This is a genomic window from Hymenobacter sp. DG25A (assembly GCF_001280305.1).
Lineage (GTDB): Bacteria > Bacteroidota > Bacteroidia > Cytophagales > Hymenobacteraceae > Hymenobacter.
In genome coordinates this window covers 1,030,604-1,051,579 of the sequence record NZ_CP012623.1, presented here as the reverse complement: position 1 = coordinate 1,051,579, position 20,976 = coordinate 1,030,604, and the positions used below count along the sequence as shown (strand labels likewise).

The window sequence follows — 20,976 nt, the reverse complement described above, 5'->3', positions numbered from 1 at the left end:
AAATCCGTGATTTAGAAGTGCTGCCAGCCTTGGGCGCGCAGGGGCACCGGCTGACCGGCTTTGGTAATGAGGTTAGCGCCTTCGCTCTTGTCTACCATGTGGCCGATGATGGTGATATCGGGGTGGTTTTTGAGCTTGTCGTGGGCGGAGAGCGGTACAGTGAATAGTAGTTCGTAGTCCTCGCCGCCGTTAAGCATACACATAATGGGGTCGAGGTTGAATTCCTCGGCTACTTCCAGCGTGGGGTTGGCAATGGGCAGGTTCTCGGAGAAGATGCGGGCACCGGTGCCGCTGGCCTGGCAGAGGTGCAGGGTTTCAGAGGCCAGTCCATCGGATATATCAATCATGCTGGTGGGCACCACGCCCAGGTCGCGCAGTTCGTGGATGATGTCCATGCGGGCTTCGGGGCGGAGCTGGCGCTGCAGCACGTAGGGATATTTGCTGAGCTCAGGCTGGGTTTCGGGGTCGGCCTGCCAGGCTTGCTTTTCGCGCTCCAGCACCTGCAGGCCCAGGAAAGCACCGCCCAGGTCGCCGGTTACGCACAGCAGGTCGTTGGGGCCGGCACCGCTGCGGCGCACCGCTTTACCATGTTCCACCTGCCCCAAAGCAGTAATGTTGATAGTAAGTCCACCCCGGCTGGCCGTAGTGTCGCCGCCCACCAAGTCCACATTATAAGCTTCACAGGCCAGGCGCATGCCTTCATACAGCTCCTCAATAGCCTCCACCGAAAAACGGGCACCAATAGAAATCGACACCACAATTTGCGTGGGCGTGGCGTTCATAGCGGCAATATCCGACACATTCACGGCCACCGCTTTATAGCCTACATGCTTCAGCGGACAGAATGTGAGGTCGAAGTGGATGCCTTCTACCAGCATATCCGTGCTCACCACCACGTCGTGGTTAGCGGCCGGGGCAATAATGGCGGCATCATCCCCAATTCCTAAAACCGTGCTGGGCTGATGGAGCGTGATGGTATTCTGAATGCGGTGAATAAGACCGAACTCCCCTACTTTATCGAGTGGCGTGATGTCGCTCATGGAATCTAAATGAATGAGGATGCAAAAGTACGATTGTCTACGGGCTGGCCGAAATACGGGTAGAAGTTCGTGTTAAGCTATAGGCAGAATGTCATGTCGAGCGAAGTCGAGGCATCTCGCGTGCTGATGTTGCCAAAGTAATTGTCATGCTGAGCGCAGCCGAAGCATCTCGCTAGTGTGGTATTTAGTAATGCAACGTCAGCACGCGAGATGTCTCGACTTCGCTCGACATGACGTTCTATAGATATCCTTGTTTCCAAGGACTAGCACCGGCAACAATCGTTTGCTAACGAACGTTAGGAACCATATCTTTGTTGAACCCATATGGAACCGGCTACTCTCTCCCGCAAAGCACAGATTGACCAGACCGCTACGGCGCTGTTTCGGTCGCGGGGCTTTGCGGCTACCAGCATGCGGGAGTTGGCATCGGCTTTAGGTATTGAAGCAGGCAGTATTTACTCTCATATTCGGAGCAAAGAGGAGATTTTGAACCGTATTTGCTTCCGACTGGCGGATGCTTTTTTTGCCGGATTCGAAGCATCGACTTACGACAAAGCGCAAACGATTGCAGAGCAGCTGCGCCGGGCCATTGAAAGCCATGTGCGCGTGCTTACCCAGGACGTGGCCGCTTCGGCGGTGTTTCTGCACGAGTGGCGCCACCTCTCGGAGCCGGCTCGCACGGAGTTTCTCACCCTGCGCGAGCGGTACGAAGCTTGTTTTCGCGAGTTAATTCAGCAGGGCCTTACTACTGGAGAGCTGCATGCTCCCGATGCCGGCTTTGCCACGCTTACGCTTCTGGCCAGCCTGAACTGGCTGTCTACCTGGTACAAACCCAACGGCAAACTCAGCCCCGATGACATAGCACACCGCCTGGCGGAACAGCTGTTGCGCGGACTGGCCGGCCCCACCCAATAATTTACTTCCCACCATTTACCCCAGCGCATTATGTACGGCGGAGGAAACACTTTTGAAGCACCGGTTAAGGCCGATGGCTTAGAAAACGAAGACCCGATTCTGTTGGCCGAATTTGAGGCACGCATTGCCCGGGGCGAGAAGATTGAGCCCTCGGACTGGATGCCGGCCCTGTACCGCAAGCAGCTCATCCGTATGATTGAGCAGCACGCACACTCGGAAATTATTGGCTCCCTGCCCGAAGGCACCTGGATTACCCGCGCGCCCGGCTTCCGCCGCAAAATGGCCCAGATGGCCAAAGTGCAGGATGAGGTAGGCCACGCCCAGCTGCTGTACTCGGCCGCCGAGACCCTGGGTAAAACCCGGGAGCAGATGTTGTCTGACCTCATCAACGGCAAGTCGAAGTACAGCAACGTCTTCAACTACCCTACTCCTACCTGGGCCGATTCCAACGTTATTTCCTGGCTGATTGACGCCGGCGCCATCGTAAACCAGCTGGCCAACGCCAAGGGCAGCTACGGCCCTTACTGCCGGGCCCTGGACCGGATTTGCGCCGAAGAAGCTTTCCACCTGAAGTATGGCCACGATGCCGTAACGCACATGGCCACCGGCACGCCCACCCAGCGCCGCATGATGCAGGAGGCCCTAAACCGCTGGTGGCCCGCCATCATGACGTTCTTCGGCCCCGCCGACAAAATGAGCACGCACACGGAAATCCTGATGCGTTGGAAGGTGAAGATGGCCACCAACGACGACTGCCGCCAGCAGTTCCTGGATATGTACGTGCCCAAAATCTGGGAGCTGGGCCTCACCCTGCCCGACCCCAACCTGCACAAAAACGAAGAAACCGGCCAGTGGGAATTCACCGAACCCGACTGGGAGGACTTCAAGCGCGTGATTAACGGCGACGGCCCCTGCAACAAGGAGCGCCTGGCCGTGCGCCGTGCCGCCGAAGAAAACGGGGCCTGGGTACGCCGCGCCCTGCTCTCGCCCCAGGCCAAATATGTAAAGCCGCTGGCTTAACCCGCAGGCAGCTCTTTAAAGCGTTGAAATATGGGTTCTGAGTTGTAGAGCAAGCGTCCCACCCCGCCCCACCCCTCGGCATTCAGAATTCATATTTCATAATTTTCCCTCCCGTGCTCCATTCCCTCGATCCGCGCATTAACCGTTTGGGTTTGCCGGATGCTCCCCCGCCCCCACCCGATAAGGCTCTGCTGGACCAGTTTGAGACCTACGAAGTCTTTCACCAGAAAAAGGAAGGCACTGCCTACGTGTATGTAGGCCCGGTGCACGCGCCCTCGGCTGATGTAGCCTTTCTCTTCGCCAAGGAGCAGTACAGCCGCCGCTTTCCCTGCACGGGCATGTGGGTAGTACCCACCGCTAGCATTCAGTTGACTGGCTATGTCAACGACACGGAATCGGTTTACGACACGCTGCCCGCCGACCGGGGTGAGGTTCCGGCAAACGTTCCTTCTGAGGAAGCGCAGGATGCCGCCGCGTTTGCGGCCGGCGAGGAAGACTTCGACATCTTCCACCTGAAAAAGCGCGGCAAAGCGCACACACATGCAGGCAAGGTACGCGCCACTACGCCCGGCCAGGCGCTGCAGGTAGCCAAGGCAGTATTTGGTGAGCAGCGCCCCGTGGTAAACGTGTGGGTTGTGCGCTCTGCTGATGTGCTGCACTCCGAGGAAGAAGACAAGGATATGTGGGCCACCAACCCGGAGAAAAAATACCGCGAAGCCATGGCTTACCGCGTGCAGGACCGCATTGAGCGCTTCAAACAAGAACAACAGCAAAACGCCCCCCAAGCCTGAACGTCGTGAACCAAGCCGCCCTCAAAGACCTCCTGTACCGCCTCGCCGACGACCAGCTGATTCTGGGTCACCGCAACTCCGAATGGAATGGCCTGGGCCCCATCTTGGAGGAAGACATTGCCTTTTCCTCCATGGCACAGGATAAGCTGGGCCATAGCCTGCAGATGTACCTGCTGCTGAACCAGTTGGGCGAAGCAGAGCCGGATACGGTGGCTTTTACCCGCAACGCGCCCCAATTCCATTGCTGCCAGTTGGTAGAGTTGCCTATCGGCGAGTATGATTTCAGCCTGATCCGGCACTTTCTCTATGACCATGCCGAGCTGCTGCGCTTTGAGGCCCTGGGCCAGAGCAGCTACGAGCCCCTGGCCCAGGTTGCCCGCAAGCTGAAAGGTGAGCTGAAATACCACGTACTGCACGCCAATACCTGGGTAAAGCGCCTGGGCGCCAGCACCGACGAAGCCATTGAGCGCCTGCAGCAGTCCCTGGACTACACGCTGCCCTATGCGCTGGGTCTGTTCGAGAAAACAGAGCAGGAAGACGCCATCATAGCCGAAGGTATTTTTATTGGCGAAGATGCCCTGAAGGCCCGTTGGGAAGAAAGCATCCGGGCTATCCTAAGCCAGACTGCCTTACAAATGCCCGACATGCGCACCCTAACACCTGTGTATGGCGGCCGCACCGGAGAGCACACCGAATACCTACAGCCCCTGCTGGACGAAATGGCCGAAGTATTCCGCCTCGACCCAACAGCTGACTGGTAAGCTATTGGCAGTCATGTCGAGCGCAGCCGAGACATCTCGCTAGTGTGGTATACCCAGATAACGAAGCGGTAGAGATGCTTCGACAGGCTCAGCATGACAAGTAGCATTACAACATCAGCACGCGAGATGTCTCGGCTGCGCTCGACATGACGTCTACGTGTTTCTAAGCCTTCTAAAGTGCAACTCCCATGGACAAGCCCACGATACTGACCTGGCTGGAAGAAGTGAAGGACCCCGAAATACCGGTCCTTTCCCTGGTAGACTTGGGCGTTATTCGGGACGTGGTGCTGCAGGAAAACGGTGGCGTATTGGTGAAGATGACCCCCACCTTCTCCGGCTGCCCGGCCATGGACTATATGCAGCGCGACGTGGAGCGGGTGTTGCATGCGCACGGCATAGAGGATGTGCAGATAGAAATGAGTTTCGAGGAGCCCTGGAATACCAACATGGTGAGCGAGAAGGGCCGGTTGGCCCTGAAGAACTTTGGGCTGGCTCCGCCGCCGGTGTATAATCAAGTGCTGGATCTGGATATTCTGGAATACGCTACCTGCCCTTACTGCAACGGTCAGAACACGGAAATGCGCACGCCCTTTGGCGCCACGCTTTGCCGCTCCATGCACTACTGCCACAATTGCCGGCAGATGTTTGAGCAGTTTAAGCCCTTATAATTTTATTCGCCGTTATCTCACTATTTCGCCGTTTGCGGCGTTATTGCTGTCATGAAAAAAATCCTGCCGCTGGCCCTATTCCTGCTCATGGCCGGCCTCGATGCCTGTAACCGCACACCTGCACCAATTGATCCGGCCTCGCCGGCAGCAGCCAAAGCCCAACTTAGTGTGCTGCAAGACACGGTAGAAGCCCGCTGGACGGAAATGATTACCAGCGACAACGCCAAGCATAGCGCCACCCGCCAGGTTATCCGGGAACTGGAAGGCCAGCCCGGCTCCGACCGCACCCTGCTGAAAGGGCTTTTGAAAGCCAACAACCGCCTGAAAGGTCTGCGCTATGATCAGCAAAGCATGCAGGAGTCTGCGCGGATTGATGCCTATGATGCCGCGCAGGATTCGGTGTTGCGGGCAGTATACGCCGTAGCCATGCCGGAAGCGGGGCAGAAAAGCGAGTTGGTGCGCAACCTCACCGAAGGCATTCAGCAATACGATGCAGAAGTAGTAGCGTACCGACTGCGCTACGACCAGGCCGCCAAACGCTTCAACGACTACCTTCAGGTTCATCAACCTGAGCTAACCCAACTGGGTGGCAAATACACCAAGTTGAAACCCCTACCGCTGTTCACCATTCAGCAATAAATCATCAGGCTAAAACATACCAATGCCCTGCTTCCGGCAAATAAGCTGGAGGCAGGGCATTGCTATGCAACCTTATGGCTATGCAGTAAATCTTCTATATAGATAAACCGCACTTACCTATAGCAACATGCATACTTTACTCCGCCCTCTGCTGCTCTTAACGTTAGCCGCTACCCTCTTGGCCAGCTGTAACCATGAGGAGGCCATTCCCGATTGCTCCACCCCAGTAACCGTGCGCGACCTGACCGGGTTAGACGGCTGCCGCATGGTACTGGAGCTAAGCAATGGAAAGCGCCTGGAGCCCCTGGGTCCGGTCTGGCAGGCCTACACTCCACATGATGGGGAGAAGCTGTATATAGCCTATGAACTGGAGTCGGCCGTTAGTATTTGCATGGTGGGCGAAACGGTACGTCTAACCTGTATCCAGCCGGTTTCACCATCTGATCAGAACTAGGGTTTGCACCGTTTTACTCATTAAAAAAGCCGCTGTAGTAATACAGCGGCTTTTTTAATATCAAGGAATTAAAGGCTAAAGCTTGGCCATTTCATCGTGCACAAAATCAGCCAACGTACGCAGGTACTCCGTGCTGAAATCAAAGCGAATGCCGGCGGCGGCATATATCTCCCCGATGGGGGCTGTGTAGCCCAGAGCTAAGGCGCGTTTGTAGGCTGCCAATCCCTGTTGCGGGTTCTGGCGGAAGTTGCGCCACACCGCTATGGCACCCAGCTGGGCCATGGCATATTCTATGTAGTAGAACGGCACTTCGTAGAGGTGCAGCTGCTTTTGCCAGAGGTACGGCTTATACTTCTCCAGGCCCTGCCAGCTGACGGTACGCTGGTTGAACTCATTGAAGATGGTAATCCAGCTCTGGTGCCGCTCCTGCTCCGAGTGCTGCGGATTCTCATACACCCAGTGCTGAAACTTATCGATAGTGGCTACCCAGGGGAAGGTTTCCAGCACGCTTTCCAGGTGCGTTTTCTTGGCCCGGCGCAGCTCCTCCGGGTCGGAGAAAAACACGTCCCAGTGGTCCATGCTCATCAGCTCCATGCTCATCGAAGCCAGCTCAGCTACTTCGGATGGCGGATGCTTGTCCGCCGACAGCGGCAGGCGCCGCGTGAGGAAGCTATGCACCGCGTGGCCACCCTCGTGCAGCATCGTCACCACATCGCGCAGCGAAGACGTAGCATTCATGAAAATGAAGGGCACGCCGGTTTCATCCAGCGGGTAGTTGTAGCCGCCCGGCGCTTTTCCTTTGCGCGACTCCAGATCCAGGTTGCCCATCTGGCGCATGGTGCGCAGACAGTCGCTCAGGAAGGGGTCGAGGCGCTCGAATACGGTAATGGTTTTCTCCAGCAGCTCTTCGCCGGTTTCAAACGGGTGCAGCGGCGCTTTGCCGCTCACGTCCACATCCAAATCCCAGGGGCGCAACTCCGGCAGGGCCAGATCCTGACGGCGGGCCAGGTCCAGATCATCAATCAGCGGCACTACGGTTTCGCGGATGGCCTGGTGGAAATGCTTGCAGTCCTGCGGGGTGTAGTCGAAGCGGCCCAGGGCCGCGAACATGTAGTCGCGGAAGTTGGGGAAGTCGGCGTTGAGAGCCATCTGGTGGCGTAGCTGCACCAGCTCCGTGAAGAGCGTATCCAGAGGCACCGCATCCTGCAGGCGGCGCTCCTGCACGGCCCGGTAAGCCTCCTCGCGCACGGCGCGGTTGGGATTCTTCAGCCGGTCGGCGGCGCGGGGCAGGGTCATTTCTTCCCCATCCAGCGTTACCGTCATGGCGCCCACGGTGGCGGCATACTGCTGCTGCTTGGTGCTGATTTCGGTTTTGAGCGGAATGTTTGCCTCGCGGTAGATTGCCAAGGCCTGGCGCACGGAGCGGATAAACACGCGGTAGCGCTGCTGATCCAGCTGCCCCAGATATTCCGAGGCCATCATCTTTTCGTTGAGGGCGTGGTCGTAGGGCGCTACTTTGGGCTCAATCTCGCTTACAAAGTATTGGAACGCCTCCGCCCGGCCGGCATCCTGCGTGTCGCAGGTCATGCGAATATAGCGCCAGGCCATGTCCTCGCTCAGCACGCTTTCCAGCTCGCTCCTATCCAGCAGCCAGCGTTCCAGCTCGGCAGCAGAATGCAGGGCCCGTTCTCGCAGCTCAATAAAATAAGGCTCGAGGGTAGCCCAGTCACTTACCAGAAAACTCTCGGGCAAGTAATGACGGGGTGGGCGCTGGGTATCGGTAGCCAGGGCGGCTTCGGAGGTGTGTACCATTGCAAAAGAGTTTTCGCGGAAGAATACCCTATGGGAAAATTAGCCGATTTCGATTACAACGTCACTGGTAAGGGGGTGACCCACGCATACCAGTACATAACCTTGTTTCATTTCGGCGTCAGATAATCCTTCGCGCTCATCCAAATGTACTTTGCCGGACAGGCATTTCCCACGACAAGCCGTACATAAACCGGCCTGGCAGGAATAAGGCAAGTCAATATCCTGATCCAGAGCCGCTTCCAGAATAGTTTGATTGGCGGCTACAGCTACGGAGTACTCCGATCCTTCATACTGAATGGTAACGGTCCGGGGCTGATTAGCATCATCTTCAGGAGCTACTGAAACATCTCCGTGCCCGTTGGGCTGGTTGGCGGCTACTTCACTGGAGTCGGCGGCGGCCATGAAGCTTTCCCGGTGAATGTTGGCGGCCGGCACGCCCAGCAGCTCCAGAGCCGCTTTGGCCTCCAACATCATGCCATCAGGGCCACAAAGGAAATACTCGGCCTGCTCGGCCGGGAACTGGTGGCGCTGCTCCAGAATACGCAGCAGCATGGTGCGGTTGAGGCGCCCTGTATGCTGGTGCGCCGCTACGGGCTGCTTGGGCTGGGTGTAAATATGCTCTACCTGTAGGCGGCCGGCATAGCGGGCTTCCAGCTGCGCCAGCTGCTGCCGGAAAATAACAGATTCCTCATTGCGGTTGCCATACACCAGCAGCACGTGGCTCTGGGGCTCCTCCTGAAGCACGGCTTTCAGCATGCTCATGAGAGGCGTAATACCGCTGCCGGCCCCTACCAGCACCAACGAGCGGGCCGTTTTAGCGCCGGTTTTGAGCGTAAAATTGCCCAATGGAGCCATTACCTCCATTTGCTGGCCTACCTTCACCGTGTCCAGCAGATAGTTGCTGACCAGCCCTCCGGGCACCCGCTTTACCGTAACCGAGAGACGCGGCGCTTCGTTAGGCGTGCTGCTAAGCGAATACGAGCGGCGTTCTTTCTTTCCTCCGGCACCACAAGGCAGAATCAGGGTCAGAAACTGACCCGGCTGACAAGCAATGTTTTGGCGCTCAGGATGCTCTAGGTGGATGGTAACGGCGTCGGGGGTTTCCTGGGTGAGTTCAACGACGTTAAGGGTAAGGTAAGGAGAGCTCATTCGGGTGGTGAACTGACTAAAAAAAGGTTTACGTAGACTGAGAGCCCACGGATTTTAAGCGGGCTGCAAAGTACGGGATTCTGCACCGTTCGTTTTAGCTTGGTGCCCGCATTTTACACTGGTACATCTCCAAATTTTACATCTCCCGGGCTTCGGCCGCACTTTCTTCCATTTATGTCTGCACTTGCTCAGCTGCTGGAACGCCATCAGCACGAATTTGGTCCGGTACTCCCCGTTGATCTGAATGCCCCCGAAGTCACCCATCTGGATTTTACCGCCGCTAATCCGGTAGTAGCTCAGGCCGACCTGCGCGACACTGCTTCTTTTGAAGAGCTGGTGCAACAGCTCCTGGCTGAAAAAGACGCGGCCATCGGGGTAGGTGGCTACCTGGAGGATCGGGTGATATACCGCCGGAGCCCGGAGTTGTTTGGTGATGCTGCCCGGCCCCGCTCCCTGCATCTGGGCGTAGATATCTGGCTGCGGGCCGGAACGCCCGTGCTGGCCCCACTGGATGCCGTGGTGCATAGTGTGGAAGACAACGAAGGCTTTGGCAACTACGGCCCTACCGTGATTCTGCAACATCAGCTGGAAGACACTACCTTCTATACCCTCTACGGCCACCTGACCCGCCGGGAAACTGCGCTGCTGCGCCCCGGCATGACGGTGGAACAGGGCGTAGCCTTCACCGAAGTGGGTCCCGCGCCCGAAAACGGCGACTGGCCGCCGCACCTGCACTTTCAGATCATTGCCGATATGCAGGACTACGTAGGCGACTACCCCGGCGTGGCGCTACCCGAAGAGCGGGAAAAGTATGCAGCGCTCTGCCCCGACCCTAACCTGATTCTCCAGAGCCAGTGGCTTTAAGTAAACATTCCACTAACAACCAAGCAAAAACAAAGGACCTTCTCCTGCTGAAACAAGTCGTTGCTACGACAGGCGTTTCAGCAGGAGAAGGTCCTTCGTTTTAGTAAGAAGGGCAGCTTACTCAGTTAGTCAAACTTGATGGCGACAACCGGCTTGATGCGGGAAATCAGGAAGGTAGGAATGAGTACGGCCAGCAGGGACATCAGGAACGTAGCCACGTTCAGGAGCACAATGATGAGCGGGTCCCAGTGAATCGGCACCCGATCCATGTAGTAGTTCTCGGGGTCGAGGGGGATAATGTGGAAGAAATACTGAATGGCGCAGAATCCCAGGCCAATGAGGTTGCCATAGAGAATGCCTTTGATGGTCAGATTCAGGCCCCGGAAAAAGAACATGCTCCGGATCTGGTTATCGGTGGCCCCAATGGCCTTCAGCACGCCAATCATGTTGGTGCGCTCCAGAATCATGATGAAGATGGTGGCTACCATGTTAAAGGTGGCCACAAACACAATCAGCAGCAGGAAAATAACCACGTTACGGTTGAGCAGCTGCAGCCAGTCGAACAGTTGGGCGTATTCTTCCGTGATTTTGTCCAGCTTCAGATCGTAGCGCAGGTTCTCGTACAGCTCATCGGCTACGGGGTCCAGTTGGTTGAAGTCCTTTAGCACCACTTCCATGCCGCCTACCAGGGAGTCGGGCCAGGCATTCAGGTCCCGGATCTGGCGGATGTCGCCGATGACGTAGACTTCATCAAACTCATCCAAACCCGTCTGATAGATGCCGCTCACGGTAAAGCGCCGGATGCGGGGCGGATTCTGAATAAAGTAGAACAGCGCATCATCGCCCACTTTCAGGCGCAGCTTGTCGGCTACTTTGCGGGAAAGCAGAACTTCATCGGAAGCAGCCGTATCAGGGAAGGTAATAAAGCGGCCGGCCACCAGATTCTGGCGCATGAGCGAGGGGCTCTGCCGCTCATCAATGCCTTTCAATACCACGCCCAAAACCTCTTCCCTTGTTTTGATAATGGCCGTTTTCCTAGCGAAAGGCTGCGTGGACTTAATCTGCGGAAAATGCTTTAAGTCTCTCTGCAGCTGCAGATTACCAATAGGCTCTACCTCCAGCGAGTTATTATTGTCGTACTTGCTGATGGTAAGGTGTGCCCCGAACGAGAATATCTTGCTTTGAATCTCGTTTCGGAAACCTTCCAGAATAGCAAACGACACAATCATCACCGCCACCCCAAGGGCAATGCTGATGATTGCTATTTTTGTCACCGTCGAGGTGAAAGACCCCGAATCGGCGCCGTCTATTTTGTGGGATATGTACCGCGCAACATTCACTGCCGTAAAGCTACGCGTCTGTCACCAGTTTTCCAGTTGTCATTTTTCGGATGCACTCCCTCCTTCTTTCCGGCCTCTGTAGCCTCTCCTCGCTGTTTATTTCCGGTTGTGCTACCGCGCCGGTAGTCACCGCTCCCACAACTACCCGCGCGCCAGCGCCCAAATTTCCTGCAACCGCGGTTACTACTGCTGCTGCCCCCCTGCAGGTTGGGGCCGAGCAGTTTGCTAAATACCTTCCCCAGCTGCGCGGCAAGCGCGTGGGGCTGGTGGTCAATCAAACCTCCCGCGTGGGCGCCTCTCACCTGGTAGATACCCTCCTGGCGCAGGGCGTGCAGGTGCGCAGCATTTTTGCGCCGGAGCACGGTTTCCGCGGCGAAGCGGCCGATGGGGCCACCATTAAGGATGGGCGCGATACCCGCAGCGGCCTGCCCGTGCGCTCTTTGTATGGCGCCACCAAAAAGCCCACGCCGGAAATGCTGCAGGACCTGGACGTGCTGGTGTTCGACATTCAGGACGTTGGCGTGCGCTTCTATACTTTCATCAGCACCCTGCATTATGTGATGGAGGCCGCGGCCGAGCAAGGCAAAGAAGTAATAGTGTTAGACCGCCCCAATCCCAACGGGTATTACGTGGATGGTCCCGTGCTGGAGCCCGCCCACAAGTCGTTCGTGGGCATGCACCCCATTCCTATTGTGCATGGGCTGACGGTGGGTGAGCTGGCCCGCATGATAAACGGACAGAAGTGGCTGGCCGGCGGCCGCCAGGCCCGCCTCACGGTAGTGCCGGTAGCGCATTATACCCATGCTACCCGGTACGTGCTGCCCGTGCGCCCCTCGCCCAACCTGCCTACTGCCCGGGCCGTGCAGCTATATCCTTCTGTGTGCTTGTTTGAGGGCACGGATGTGAGCGTAGGCCGTGGTACGGATATGCCGTTTGAAGTCATTGGCAGCCCTATGCAGCCAGCCACGCGGCCCTATCAATTTACGCCCCGTCCTAACGTAGGCTCGCCCTTGCCGCCACAAAACGGCAAGCTGTGCTATGGCCTCAACCTGCACCAGCCAACCGCCGACGACTCCACCGGCTTCACGCTGAAATACCTGCTCGATTTTTACCGTCAGAGCACTGCCAAGGAGAAGTTTTTCGGCAAGTATTTCGAGCAGCTAAGCGGCACGCTGAGTTTGCGCCAACAGATTATAGCCGGCAAATCGGAAGGCGAAATCCGGCAGTCCTGGGAGCCAGCGCTGGGGCAGTATAAGCTGATGCGCAAACAGTATCTGCTCTATCCTGATTTTAAATAACTCTTCCTCTACTGCCCCAAACGGCCATTAAAAACTGTGTTTGGCAGTGTTTAATCAAATGACTGAAAATCCTCTCCGCCTGATTTTTATGGGCACGCCGGAATTTGCGGTGCCCACCTTGGAAGCCTTACTCAGCTGGCCGGGCTGCCGGGTGGTAGCCGTGGTAACAGCCCCCGACAAACCCGCCGGGCGCGGACGGCAGCTGGCCGAGTCGGCGGTGAAACAGGCGGCCGTGCGGCACGGGCTGCCCGTGCTGCAGCCTACTAACCTGAAGTCGCCGGAGTTTCAGGCGGAGCTGCAGGCATTTGCTGCTGATCTGCAGGTGGTGGTAGCTTTCCGGATGCTGCCCGAAGCCGTGTGGAATATGCCGCACCTGGGCTCCATCAATATTCACGCGTCCTTACTGCCGCAATACCGCGGCGCGGCCCCCATCAACTGGGCCCTTATGCACGGCGACACGCAAACCGGCGTCACTTCCTTCTTCCTGCAACACGAAATAGATACCGGCAACCTGATTTTTCAGGATGTGGTGGCCATTGCGCCTTCCGATGATTTTGGCTCTTTGTATGAGAAGCTGAAAGAAGCCGGCGCGGCCCTGGCATTGCGTACCGTGCGGGCTATAGCCTCCGGCACTGCGCCCAGCGTTCCGCAGCAGATTTCGTCGGAATTACGCACCGCCCCCAAAATTCAGAAAGAAACCGGCCGCCTCGATTTCTCGCGCACAGCTCCGGAGCTGGTCAATTGGGTGCGGGGCCTCTCGCCTATCCCCACGGCTTTCACGCAGCTACCGGATGGGCGTACACTAAAGGTATTCCGGGCGGAAGCGCTGGCCGATGAAGACGCCAGCGGCCCGCAACCGTCAACTGCCCCCGGCACCTGGCTCACCGATGGCCGCACCTATCTGCGCGTTCAGACTGCCGATGGCCTCCTGGATTTGCTGGATGTGCAGTTGGAAGGCAAAAAGCGGATGCTGATTGCTGATTTTCTGCGTGGCTTCAACACGGCCGCGCTCAACCCCTCTGCTGTATGATTGAACTTATTGTTGCCGTCGCTGAAAACAACGTCATCGGCCATAACAACCAACTGCTCTGGCACCTGCCCGACGACCTGAAGCACTTTAAGAGGCTTACGCTGGGGCACCCTATTATTATGGGGCGCCGCACGTTTGAAAGCATTGGGCATCCGCTGCCGGGCCGCACCAACATTGTAGTTACCCGCCAAACCGATTGGCAAGCGCCCGGCTGCACTACCGCTTACTCGGTGCCGGAAGCACTGGAAGTAGCCGGAAAGCTGGACGAAGAGGTATTTATTATTGGTGGCGGCGAGGTGTATAAGCAGGCCCTACCGGCCGTGGATGTGATATACCTGACGGAAGTACACCACACTTTTGAAGGAGATACGCACTTCCCGGAGCTGGACCTTGCGGTGTGGCAGGAGGAAACCCGGGAGCGACACGAGCCGGACGAGAAGCATGCCTTCCCCTTTAGCTTTGTAACGCTACGCCGCCGCTAGGCTGCAGCTTAAAACACCACTGTACCACCGGGTACATAAAAACAAGGCAGGCAGCACATTTTACTGCTGAAGGCCAGCTGCAGAAACCGGACATAAAAAAGCCGCCCATGAGGCGGTTTTTTTATGAAAATATCTACCGGTATTCACACTTAACGCAGCAGCACCAGCTTGCCCCAGTCCTTTTTAAAGGCCTTATCACCGGCTGTGCGGCGGCGCTCAAACTGACCAGGCTGATCCATGATAACGCGGTACAGGTAGGTGCCATTGGCCAGTCGGTCACCAAACTCGTCGGTACCATCCCAGGCAAACTGGCTGATGTTGTTGCCGATATGCAAGGGACCCAGCTCAGCCATCATAATTTCGCGCACTACCTTACCCGTCAGCGTCATAATCTGAATCTTCATGTCGCGGGGCAGCTCGGCACCCGTCATAGTGAAGACGAAGCGGGTTTTGTTGGTTACCGGGTTCGGGTAGGGGTAAATATTGGTGATGGTAGAAGCATTGATTACTTCAAACGATACCTCGTACCGCTCTACCGCAGCCTGCGTCCCGTTGACATCGGTGCCCTGTACCTGCAGCTTATATACGCCATCGGCAAGCTTTTCCGGACGATATTCTACCTGCGCGGTGCCTTTGGCGGCGTCAGTCCGGAACGTTACGGCGGGGCTGTTCATGTCAATTCTTTCGGCCACGGTGCCCCCGGGGCGGGTGAGCAGCAGCTGGAAGTTGTTGGGGTCTTTCACCGCCCGCACTTTGTCTTCATCATGGAGCACAGCCGTGATAATTGGCGAGGGCGACACAATGTCTCCGTTCAGGATGTGCTGACCATCGAATGCGACATCCAATGTAGGAGGCAGGTTTTTGTCGGCGGCGTTAAAGGTCAGATCCAGCTGGTTATTGAAATAATAAAGCTCCGGCAGCAGCTTGGGGTTTACATCCACATGCACTGAGGTAGCCCCCGTTAAGCCCGCCACATCTAGCTTAAACAAGTACGTTACGGTGGAATCGGCCTTGAGAATACGGGGTGAGGTGAGAGTTACTTCCGGGCTGACGGTATTGCCGTTGCGCACTGTAGCTACGGCCTTCACTTTATCCGAAAAGTCAAGGGTAGAAACGTTCTGGAAGACAACGGGCACCGTGATAGAACCACTTGCCGCCTGCTTTTCCAGCGTGGCAGCCTCATAGCTACCCGCCGTTGCCAGGTCACGCCGAACCAGTCCTTCGGGGAAGCCCTGATAGGTTACCAGCCATTGTTTGAGTTGCGGCGCCTTCCGGCTTTGCTCGTCCTGCACTTGCAGTTCCAGTTGCAGATAGGGATAATCCTTGGCTGATACTTCGCTTAGATTGAACTGCTTGCCCTGCACTTTCTCATATAGTACCTGGCTGGCACCTTCAGCATTAACCCCCAGCACTTTCAGCGTGTATGTTCCCGTAGCAGTGGTGCTAATTTCGTGGAATAGGGTACCCCAATCCTGCGCCGGACCAATACGGGTGGAGGTTAGCACACCGCTCGTCCCCAGGGTTTTAATGGGTGCGCTCAGCGTTATAACCTGATCATAGCGGGGAGTAGCGCTGGTTAAGTCAGCCATAATTTCCTGCGCCTTACCAGCCGCCAAGCCTTTTTGACCAAGCAATACAAATGGGTCGCTATCCTGCAGGTTATCAATCAGCGCAGAGCCTACCGTTGCGAAAGCCGCTTTGAGCGTAGCCGGGAAGGTGGAGAACTTTACCCGGTTCAGGCTCACTGCCGCTACGTAATAGCCTTCTGGGATATTATTCAAGAAAGTAGTGAGCTGAGTACGGCGGGCAGTGGTGTTTACATCCCCAAAATGGTAATACATATCTGGGTCCTTGCCGCACTGCAGGTAGGGGCCGCCGGCAATATCCATCACCCGCTCCAGCGTAGTAGGATTGAATATGGCAATCAGAATATTGGCCTGATTCGTACCGCAGTTAGCGTTATAAGTTGGTTCATCTCCTACCTGAATTCCGAAAATGGATTTAAAGGTTATGCCGTTGCCGGTAGTGCTGCCCCCCCCACCGGTTTTCAGTGTTAGCGTCTTTTTAATTTCTTCAAACTTCCATTCCGATGCCGGCGCTATTACGCGCAGCCCTTGGGCGTCATTGCGCGCAAACTGCCCATAATGGCTCTGTGACCAGCCTTGGGGGCTATTCTCAATTACCCGGAAAGAGCTGACAGCCCATTCCTGGGTTTCATCACCCTGCGGATCTTTAAAGCGCAAACGCCAGTAATAAACCACGCTGTCTTTGGCAGAGCCGGATAAGGTTGGACGCCATTCTGGCGCTACACTGGCAGTAACACTGGTACGCTGCACAGCCGGGCTGTTGAAGGTGGGAACCGTGTCCAGTTCAAATTCGAAAGCGCGGGGCGCGGCTAAGGGGTCATTGTTCTGCGCTACTAAATGCACTGAATTCGAGGGCACAATGGCAAACTCAATTGGAGAAAGCAAGGTTACGCCGCCTTGCAGGAAGTTGTAGGTGAGAGAAGCCTGATTGTTGCCTTCGTTCAGCTCATCTACTTTGCCCGGATAATCCAACAGGACGGTGAAGCGGTTCTGGCCAAATACGTTGCCGGTGTTGGCAATCTCAACAGTCAGGACGGAGTCGCGGCTGAGTGGGCGGAATACGCGCGTGATAACATCATTGGCCCGACCGTTGGCGGAGGGGTATTCGCGGGTAATGGAAATATGCAGCGAGTCGCGCGTGAGTTTGCCCAGATTACTAGCCCCAATTTTCAACAGGAAAGAGGAGGAAGTAGCCTGCACTTTGGTCTGGCCGGTCACTGGTGCCACTTCTAACCGCGTATCATCGGTGGCATAGTCTGGCTTATCAGGAGCATATAGGGACAACGTAGGATCACCCTGCCAGATGGTATTCATGGCCAGCGACACAGCGTGCGGGTCGCCGGGGAATTGCTCCAGCACCTGCCTGGCTACTTCCCGGAACACCACCGGAATAGGCTTGCCATACCACGCCGGGTCATTGAAAAGTGCTTTGTACAGGTTGTCGCAGTAATAATCCAACTGATGCTCATAACCGAAATCAGAATCAGCCAGAAAGCCAATAGCCCCGCGTTCAGGCGCCAGTGTCCATACTTCTCCCACAGAGTTAGGGGATGCAGAAAAAGCCTGACCGGCTGCGCAGCCATTTATAATGAATACGGGGTATTTGCCTTTGTTATTATAGTTATTGACCGGGTCGTTCGGGTTGCCAACGTTCAAATCAAATACAGTGGGCGAGCCATGGCCGAAATAGGTAATTAGAGAAAGGCCAGCATTTAATTCTGCTGCTATATTAACGAACACCGGAAAACGCTGATAATCCCCTTCAAGTGTTCTAGTAATGGTACGTACTACTTTGCCTCCAAACAGAGGAGCCTCTACCCGCTTCTTGTACTTATTCATATAGGCCAGGAATTGGGCCTGTTGGGCTTTATCCTCCCCCCCCGCCATATGCAATACGTTCTTGCGCCAAGCCTCATTGCCTAAAGCCTCATGTTCCTTCACCTTATTCAGGTAATTCAGTACATCCGTCGAGGTACGGGCTGCTATTCGCCCGGTTGGAATTTTAGCTAGGTAGGAGCCTGTTTCCCAATCAGCTGAGAAGAAAATATCGGATGCCGCCCGCGTAGTGGTAGGTACCAGGTTCTTTTCTGGCAAATTAGCTTCATTCTGCCGGTATAATACTCCGCCACTTCTTTCACCAGGTATCAGCCCACGCCCCAACATTAACATATAGCGGGTGGTATTGGGTGCACCTGCTATAAGCCACTTGGCAAAGTGGCGAATGGCTAGCGGTGAAGTTTCCCCATAGTGAAACTGGTCATAGAGTTGCTGACTGGTGACAACTAGGGTATCATACTTGCCACCAGCTGCTGATGCCCGATATTCAGCATATGCTCTGACCGGATTATTGACTCCCGCAGCAGGCTGCATAAGCACTGGGTGGCTGATAATTAGAAAGCCTACTTTAGCAGGGTCAATTGTACGGAATTCAATTTTTCGAGCTGGACTTGGCACCAATGCTTTGGCGACATCTGCTACTACTAAACTTCTTGTTTGCCCAGTAGCAGCAGGAAATACAAATCCCCGTTTGCTACCACTCAGTGCTTGCCCCTCAATGCGTTCAATAGCCCCTGGATTAGTAATGTCATACCCATGTGTTGTAGCCGGAATACTATCCAGAACATAATAGGCAGGGCCAGCTAGAGTAGAGTCATTTTCGAATGTTACTGAAAGGGAGGTATTCCAACGAGGCAACTGGGGGTAACGCAGACGAAAGAATCCCCATCTAAACCTGTCACCAGGATCTGTAGTCAGACTGTGTATTGAGTAAGTTGATTTAAACTTACCGTTTGTCCCTATATCAGAAGCCTTGACTCCAAGTGTTTGGGTTGACGTTTCAAAGCCCTTGAATTTGATTGAGGTAAGTAGACTAGGCGTAGTACTCCCTTGAGGAAAGAACCTTACATCGGCTGTGTGGGCCACATTTGTACTTCCTACCAGCGCGAAGGTGAGCCTAGGAGATGGCCCAGTACGCACGAAATTGAAAATACTATCCAAGTCAAATCCAATTCCTGGATCCTCTTTGTTGATATCTCCAGACAAATAAGCCTCCCCGGGTTCAGCCCATGAAGCGAATGCTAAAAGCCCATTATCACCAGATAAGTAGCTATTAGTAGGAATTCTCCACCGGCTCTGCCACCAATAGGCATGCGGATTCGAACCCACCTGATTGGACTCAGCCATGCGCTTCCCTGCCGTTCCTGTCTTCCAGGTAAGAAAGTAAGCAGCTGTATCCGAAAACATGCTATAGTACTGATGCGGCTGGTCCTTAGCCTTGAGGTACATATCCCGGTCCAACTGGCCATCATTGCGCTGGCCGTAGAATTCCAGATAAGTAGTCTGATCCAGGGAAGAGGTATTGCCTCCTACATAGATAGCCACTTCCTTGCCGCGCCGGTACAGTTGGAAATCCTGTGGATTGACGCCTGTAATACCGGCCTTGGTCAGATATTGGTAATCCAGATGGTAGATGCCATCGCGCACCACGTTTATCTTATAGTAAGGCTGGCCGGCTACAATCCACTCGTTGCCATAAGGGCCCGACTGAGCGGCAAGCGGTAAGCCAGACAGTAACAAGACCAGCAGGGCGCACCACTGCAAGCTATTACGCCATTTAGTTAACATGTATCGGTGATTCATATAGCAATTGATGAAATGCTCGGCAAAAGGGACTGAGAGTTTTCAGGCAATGGGGTTATTGAAAGCTGTAGCCAAGCGAAACAATAATGGAGTTGGTTTGGGAGCGTTGCCCTACCTTTTCTACTGCTAGGCGTGACAAGGCAACATCTAGGCGCAGGCCGCTGGTAGTAAACCCCACGCCGAGGCTGGGCTGGGCGCGCCATTCTTCCTTGCCGGTGCCCACTGCTTTCACTTTTTGAAAGTTGCTGACCCCACCACGTAAAAAAGCAACATTATGGTAGCCAACTTCCAGGCCCACATGCGGATCCACGCTCACGAAGCTGGTGGAAATGGGAGTATTGCGCTTGCCATCCGTGGTGAGCTCCAGATCTGTAGCGAGCAAGGCCGTGAACTGGCCCGGCAGTTTGATAGTGCGGGCGGCGCCCAATACAAAGCGGGGCAGGGTTACCTCGGCACTGCTTTTAGGTATGGCCAGGGTATCCTGCGTGCTGGTTTTAAACTTCTCGCTGTTGATGGACCACGCCGTAACGGTAGTAGTTATATCCCGGGCCATCAGGCCAAACTGCCAGTCGCCGCGCCGCAGCTGGGCACCGGCATCAACGCCAAAGCCCCAGGCCGTGGCAAAGCTGCCCACATTGCGGTAAATGATTTTACCATTGGCGCCTACCTGCAGGCCCTCCACCATGTCCAGCTTGCGGGCATAGGAAAGCAGCAGCGCATAGTCGGCCACGGAGAAGTAGTTAATACGGTTGTAGTCTATCTGGCCGTACTCGTTTACCAGGGCGCGGGTATCGGCAATATCATCTACCCCTAGGCGGATGATGCTGGCGCCAATAGCGCTGCGCTCATCCAGCGGCATCGAGAAGGCGGCATAGTCGTTTTTCACAATGCCGGAGAAGAGCTCAGAGTGCATGAGCACGGCATCGTACTTGGTTTTCTGCGCCAGCAGGCCGGCCGGGTTCCAATAGCCGGCCGTGGCATCCTGGGCCAGGCTTACCTGCGTGTTGCCCATGGAAAGGGCGCGCCCCCCTACCCCGATGTTCAGAAATTCATTGGCATACTTGGGCGTGCGGTCTTCGCTCTGTGCCAAAGCCGTTGATACCGAGGCCCATCCAAGGCCACTAAAAATCAGAAACCGGGCAAGACGGGAAAAGTGCGGCATAGAGTAAGGGGCAGAGAGGCGTAGAATTCGTTGCACAACGCAAATATCCGGGTAATAGTGCGACTATACTATTAGAAATAAAACAGGCTAAAAAGTGCCCAGGTTCTCAGGTTTCCGGCATTGACAGCAAAGACCTGTAAAACCGGGGGTGATGTTCTAAACCCCTAAGAAACGAGGCCTGCGCATGGTACTAATATAGGAGAAACTGGACTTATTCCAACAAAAATTTATAAAACGCATTATTCCTGAAAAATATTTCTACAAGTACCTTGTGTTGCATAGTACCTTTTACTATCTTTGTCTCATTCTTCATCCACTACCACGCG

At 55.4% G+C, this 20,976-nt stretch carries 17 protein-coding genes; 11 read left to right on the top strand and 6 right to left on the bottom strand.

What is annotated here, in order from left to right:
* Positions 1 to 11: 11 nt before the first annotated feature.
* Positions 12 to 1,040: a thiamine-phosphate kinase gene (gene thiL, locus AM218_RS04480; RefSeq protein WP_054412227.1), complete on the bottom strand. Its 1,029-nt coding sequence runs from the start codon at positions 1,038 to 1,040 to the stop codon at positions 12 to 14.
* Positions 1,041 to 1,364: 324 nt separating this feature from the next.
* On the opposite strand from thiL, the gene AM218_RS04475 reads away from it, so the two are divergent.
* From AM218_RS04475 to AM218_RS04445, 7 genes are all read left to right on the top strand, one after another.
* Positions 1,365 to 1,955: a TetR/AcrR family transcriptional regulator gene (locus tag AM218_RS04475; RefSeq protein WP_054412225.1), complete on the top strand. Its 591-nt coding sequence runs from the start codon at positions 1,365 to 1,367 to the stop codon at positions 1,953 to 1,955.
* 30 nt (positions 1,956 to 1,985) lie between these two features.
* Positions 1,986 to 2,975, top strand: coding sequence for a 1,2-phenylacetyl-CoA epoxidase subunit PaaA (gene paaA / locus AM218_RS04470; RefSeq protein ID WP_044514143.1), 990 nt, complete (start codon positions 1,986 to 1,988; stop codon positions 2,973 to 2,975).
* A 113-nt stretch (positions 2,976 to 3,088) separates the two neighbouring features.
* Positions 3,089 to 3,766 (top strand): phenylacetic acid degradation b, encoded by a 678-nt coding sequence (locus AM218_RS04465; RefSeq protein ID WP_054412223.1) that lies wholly within the window; start codon positions 3,089 to 3,091, stop codon positions 3,764 to 3,766.
* 5 nt (positions 3,767 to 3,771) lie between these two features.
* Positions 3,772 to 4,527: a 1,2-phenylacetyl-CoA epoxidase subunit PaaC gene (paaC, locus tag AM218_RS04460; protein WP_054412221.1), complete on the top strand. Its 756-nt coding sequence runs from the start codon at positions 3,772 to 3,774 to the stop codon at positions 4,525 to 4,527.
* 188 nt (positions 4,528 to 4,715) lie between these two features.
* Positions 4,716 to 5,195 carry a 1,2-phenylacetyl-CoA epoxidase subunit PaaD gene (gene paaD, locus AM218_RS04455; protein ID WP_054412219.1) on the top strand — a complete coding sequence of 160 codons (480 nt, stop codon included), beginning with the start codon at positions 4,716 to 4,718 and terminating at the stop codon, positions 5,193 to 5,195.
* Between the two features lie 51 nt (positions 5,196 to 5,246).
* Positions 5,247 to 5,834, top strand: coding sequence for a hypothetical protein (locus AM218_RS04450; protein ID WP_054412217.1), 588 nt, complete (start codon positions 5,247 to 5,249; stop codon positions 5,832 to 5,834).
* A 127-nt stretch (positions 5,835 to 5,961) separates the two neighbouring features.
* Positions 5,962 to 6,288: a hypothetical protein gene (locus AM218_RS04445; RefSeq protein WP_157547521.1), complete on the top strand. Its 327-nt coding sequence runs from the start codon at positions 5,962 to 5,964 to the stop codon at positions 6,286 to 6,288.
* Between the two features lie 75 nt (positions 6,289 to 6,363).
* Here the strand turns inward: AM218_RS04445 and AM218_RS04440 are convergent, their stop codons facing one another.
* Together AM218_RS04440 and AM218_RS04435 are read right to left on the bottom strand one after the other, a co-directional pair.
* Complete coding sequence (locus AM218_RS04440) at positions 6,364 to 8,100, bottom strand: M3 family oligoendopeptidase (RefSeq protein ID WP_054412213.1); 1,737 nt, start codon at positions 8,098 to 8,100, stop codon at positions 6,364 to 6,366.
* Between the two features lie 39 nt (positions 8,101 to 8,139).
* Positions 8,140 to 9,249 carry a ferredoxin--NADP reductase gene (locus AM218_RS04435; RefSeq protein ID WP_054412211.1) on the bottom strand — a complete coding sequence of 370 codons (1,110 nt, stop codon included), beginning with the start codon at positions 9,247 to 9,249 and terminating at the stop codon, positions 8,140 to 8,142.
* 174 nt (positions 9,250 to 9,423) lie between these two features.
* On the opposite strand from AM218_RS04435, the gene AM218_RS04430 reads away from it, so the two are divergent.
* Positions 9,424 to 10,113: a peptidoglycan DD-metalloendopeptidase family protein gene (locus AM218_RS04430; RefSeq protein ID WP_054412209.1), complete on the top strand. Its 690-nt coding sequence runs from the start codon at positions 9,424 to 9,426 to the stop codon at positions 10,111 to 10,113.
* A 125-nt stretch (positions 10,114 to 10,238) separates the two neighbouring features.
* On the opposite strand, the gene AM218_RS04425 is transcribed toward AM218_RS04430, so the two are convergent.
* Complete coding sequence (locus tag AM218_RS04425; protein ID WP_231717545.1) at positions 10,239 to 11,387, bottom strand: ABC transporter permease; 1,149 nt, start codon at positions 11,385 to 11,387, stop codon at positions 10,239 to 10,241.
* Between the two features lie 116 nt (positions 11,388 to 11,503).
* Here AM218_RS04425 and AM218_RS04420 point away from each other — a divergent pair, with 116 nt between their 5' ends.
* From AM218_RS04420 to AM218_RS04410, 3 genes are read left to right on the top strand one after another with little or no spacing between them, the layout of a single operon-like run.
* Positions 11,504 to 12,751 (top strand): exo-beta-N-acetylmuramidase NamZ family protein, encoded by a 1,248-nt coding sequence (locus AM218_RS04420; RefSeq protein ID WP_054412205.1) that lies wholly within the window; start codon positions 11,504 to 11,506, stop codon positions 12,749 to 12,751.
* Positions 12,752 to 12,809: 58 nt separating this feature from the next.
* Positions 12,810 to 13,781, top strand: a complete 972-nt coding sequence (fmt, locus tag AM218_RS04415) for a methionyl-tRNA formyltransferase (protein ID WP_054412202.1) — start codon at positions 12,810 to 12,812, stop codon at positions 13,779 to 13,781.
* On the top strand, positions 13,778 to 14,263 hold the full coding sequence (locus tag AM218_RS04410; protein ID WP_054412200.1) for a dihydrofolate reductase: 486 nt from the start codon (positions 13,778 to 13,780) through the stop codon (positions 14,261 to 14,263). Before fmt ends, AM218_RS04410 begins: the two co-directional genes overlap by 4 nt.
* A gap of 149 nt (positions 14,264 to 14,412) precedes the next feature.
* On the opposite strand, the gene porU2 is transcribed toward AM218_RS04410, so the two are convergent.
* On the bottom strand, positions 14,413 to 19,473 hold the full coding sequence (gene porU2, locus AM218_RS04405; protein ID WP_502213743.1) for a putative type IX secretion system sortase PorU2: 5,061 nt from the start codon (positions 19,471 to 19,473) through the stop codon (positions 14,413 to 14,415).
* A 70-nt stretch (positions 19,474 to 19,543) separates the two neighbouring features.
* Entirely contained in the window at positions 19,544 to 20,650 is a 1,107-nt protein-coding gene (locus AM218_RS04395) for a putative type IX sorting system protein PorV2 (protein WP_071843692.1), read from the bottom strand.
* Positions 20,651 to 20,976: the final 326 nt, after the last annotated feature.

What these genes read in the sequence shown, in the direction of transcription:
- thiL (WP_054412227.1), bottom strand. Translation starts at nt 1,040, where the DNA reads ATGAGCGACATCACGCCACTCGATAAAGTAGGGGAGTTCGGTCTTATT.
- AM218_RS04475 (WP_054412225.1), top strand. Translation starts at nt 1,365, where the DNA reads ATGGAACCGGCTACTCTCTCCCGCAAAGCACAGATTGACCAGACCGCT.
- paaA (WP_044514143.1), top strand. Translation starts at nt 1,986, where the DNA reads ATGTACGGCGGAGGAAACACTTTTGAAGCACCGGTTAAGGCCGATGGC.
- paaD (WP_054412219.1), top strand. Translation starts at nt 4,716, where the DNA reads ATGGACAAGCCCACGATACTGACCTGGCTGGAAGAAGTGAAGGACCCC.
- AM218_RS04450 (WP_054412217.1), top strand. Translation starts at nt 5,247, where the DNA reads ATGAAAAAAATCCTGCCGCTGGCCCTATTCCTGCTCATGGCCGGCCTC.
- AM218_RS04445 (WP_157547521.1), top strand. Translation starts at nt 5,962, where the DNA reads ATGCATACTTTACTCCGCCCTCTGCTGCTCTTAACGTTAGCCGCTACC.
- AM218_RS04440 (WP_054412213.1), bottom strand. Translation starts at nt 8,100, where the DNA reads ATGGTACACACCTCCGAAGCCGCCCTGGCTACCGATACCCAGCGCCCA.
- AM218_RS04435 (WP_054412211.1), bottom strand. Translation starts at nt 9,249, where the DNA reads ATGAGCTCTCCTTACCTTACCCTTAACGTCGTTGAACTCACCCAGGAA.
- AM218_RS04430 (WP_054412209.1), top strand. Translation starts at nt 9,424, where the DNA reads ATGTCTGCACTTGCTCAGCTGCTGGAACGCCATCAGCACGAATTTGGT.
- AM218_RS04420 (WP_054412205.1), top strand. Translation starts at nt 11,504, where the DNA reads ATGCACTCCCTCCTTCTTTCCGGCCTCTGTAGCCTCTCCTCGCTGTTT.
- fmt (WP_054412202.1), top strand. Translation starts at nt 12,810, where the DNA reads ATGACTGAAAATCCTCTCCGCCTGATTTTTATGGGCACGCCGGAATTT.
- AM218_RS04410 (WP_054412200.1), top strand. Translation starts at nt 13,778, where the DNA reads ATGATTGAACTTATTGTTGCCGTCGCTGAAAACAACGTCATCGGCCAT.
- porU2 (WP_502213743.1), bottom strand. Translation starts at nt 19,473, where the DNA reads ATGTTAACTAAATGGCGTAATAGCTTGCAGTGGTGCGCCCTGCTGGTC.
- AM218_RS04395 (WP_071843692.1), bottom strand. Translation starts at nt 20,650, where the DNA reads ATGCCGCACTTTTCCCGTCTTGCCCGGTTTCTGATTTTTAGTGGCCTT.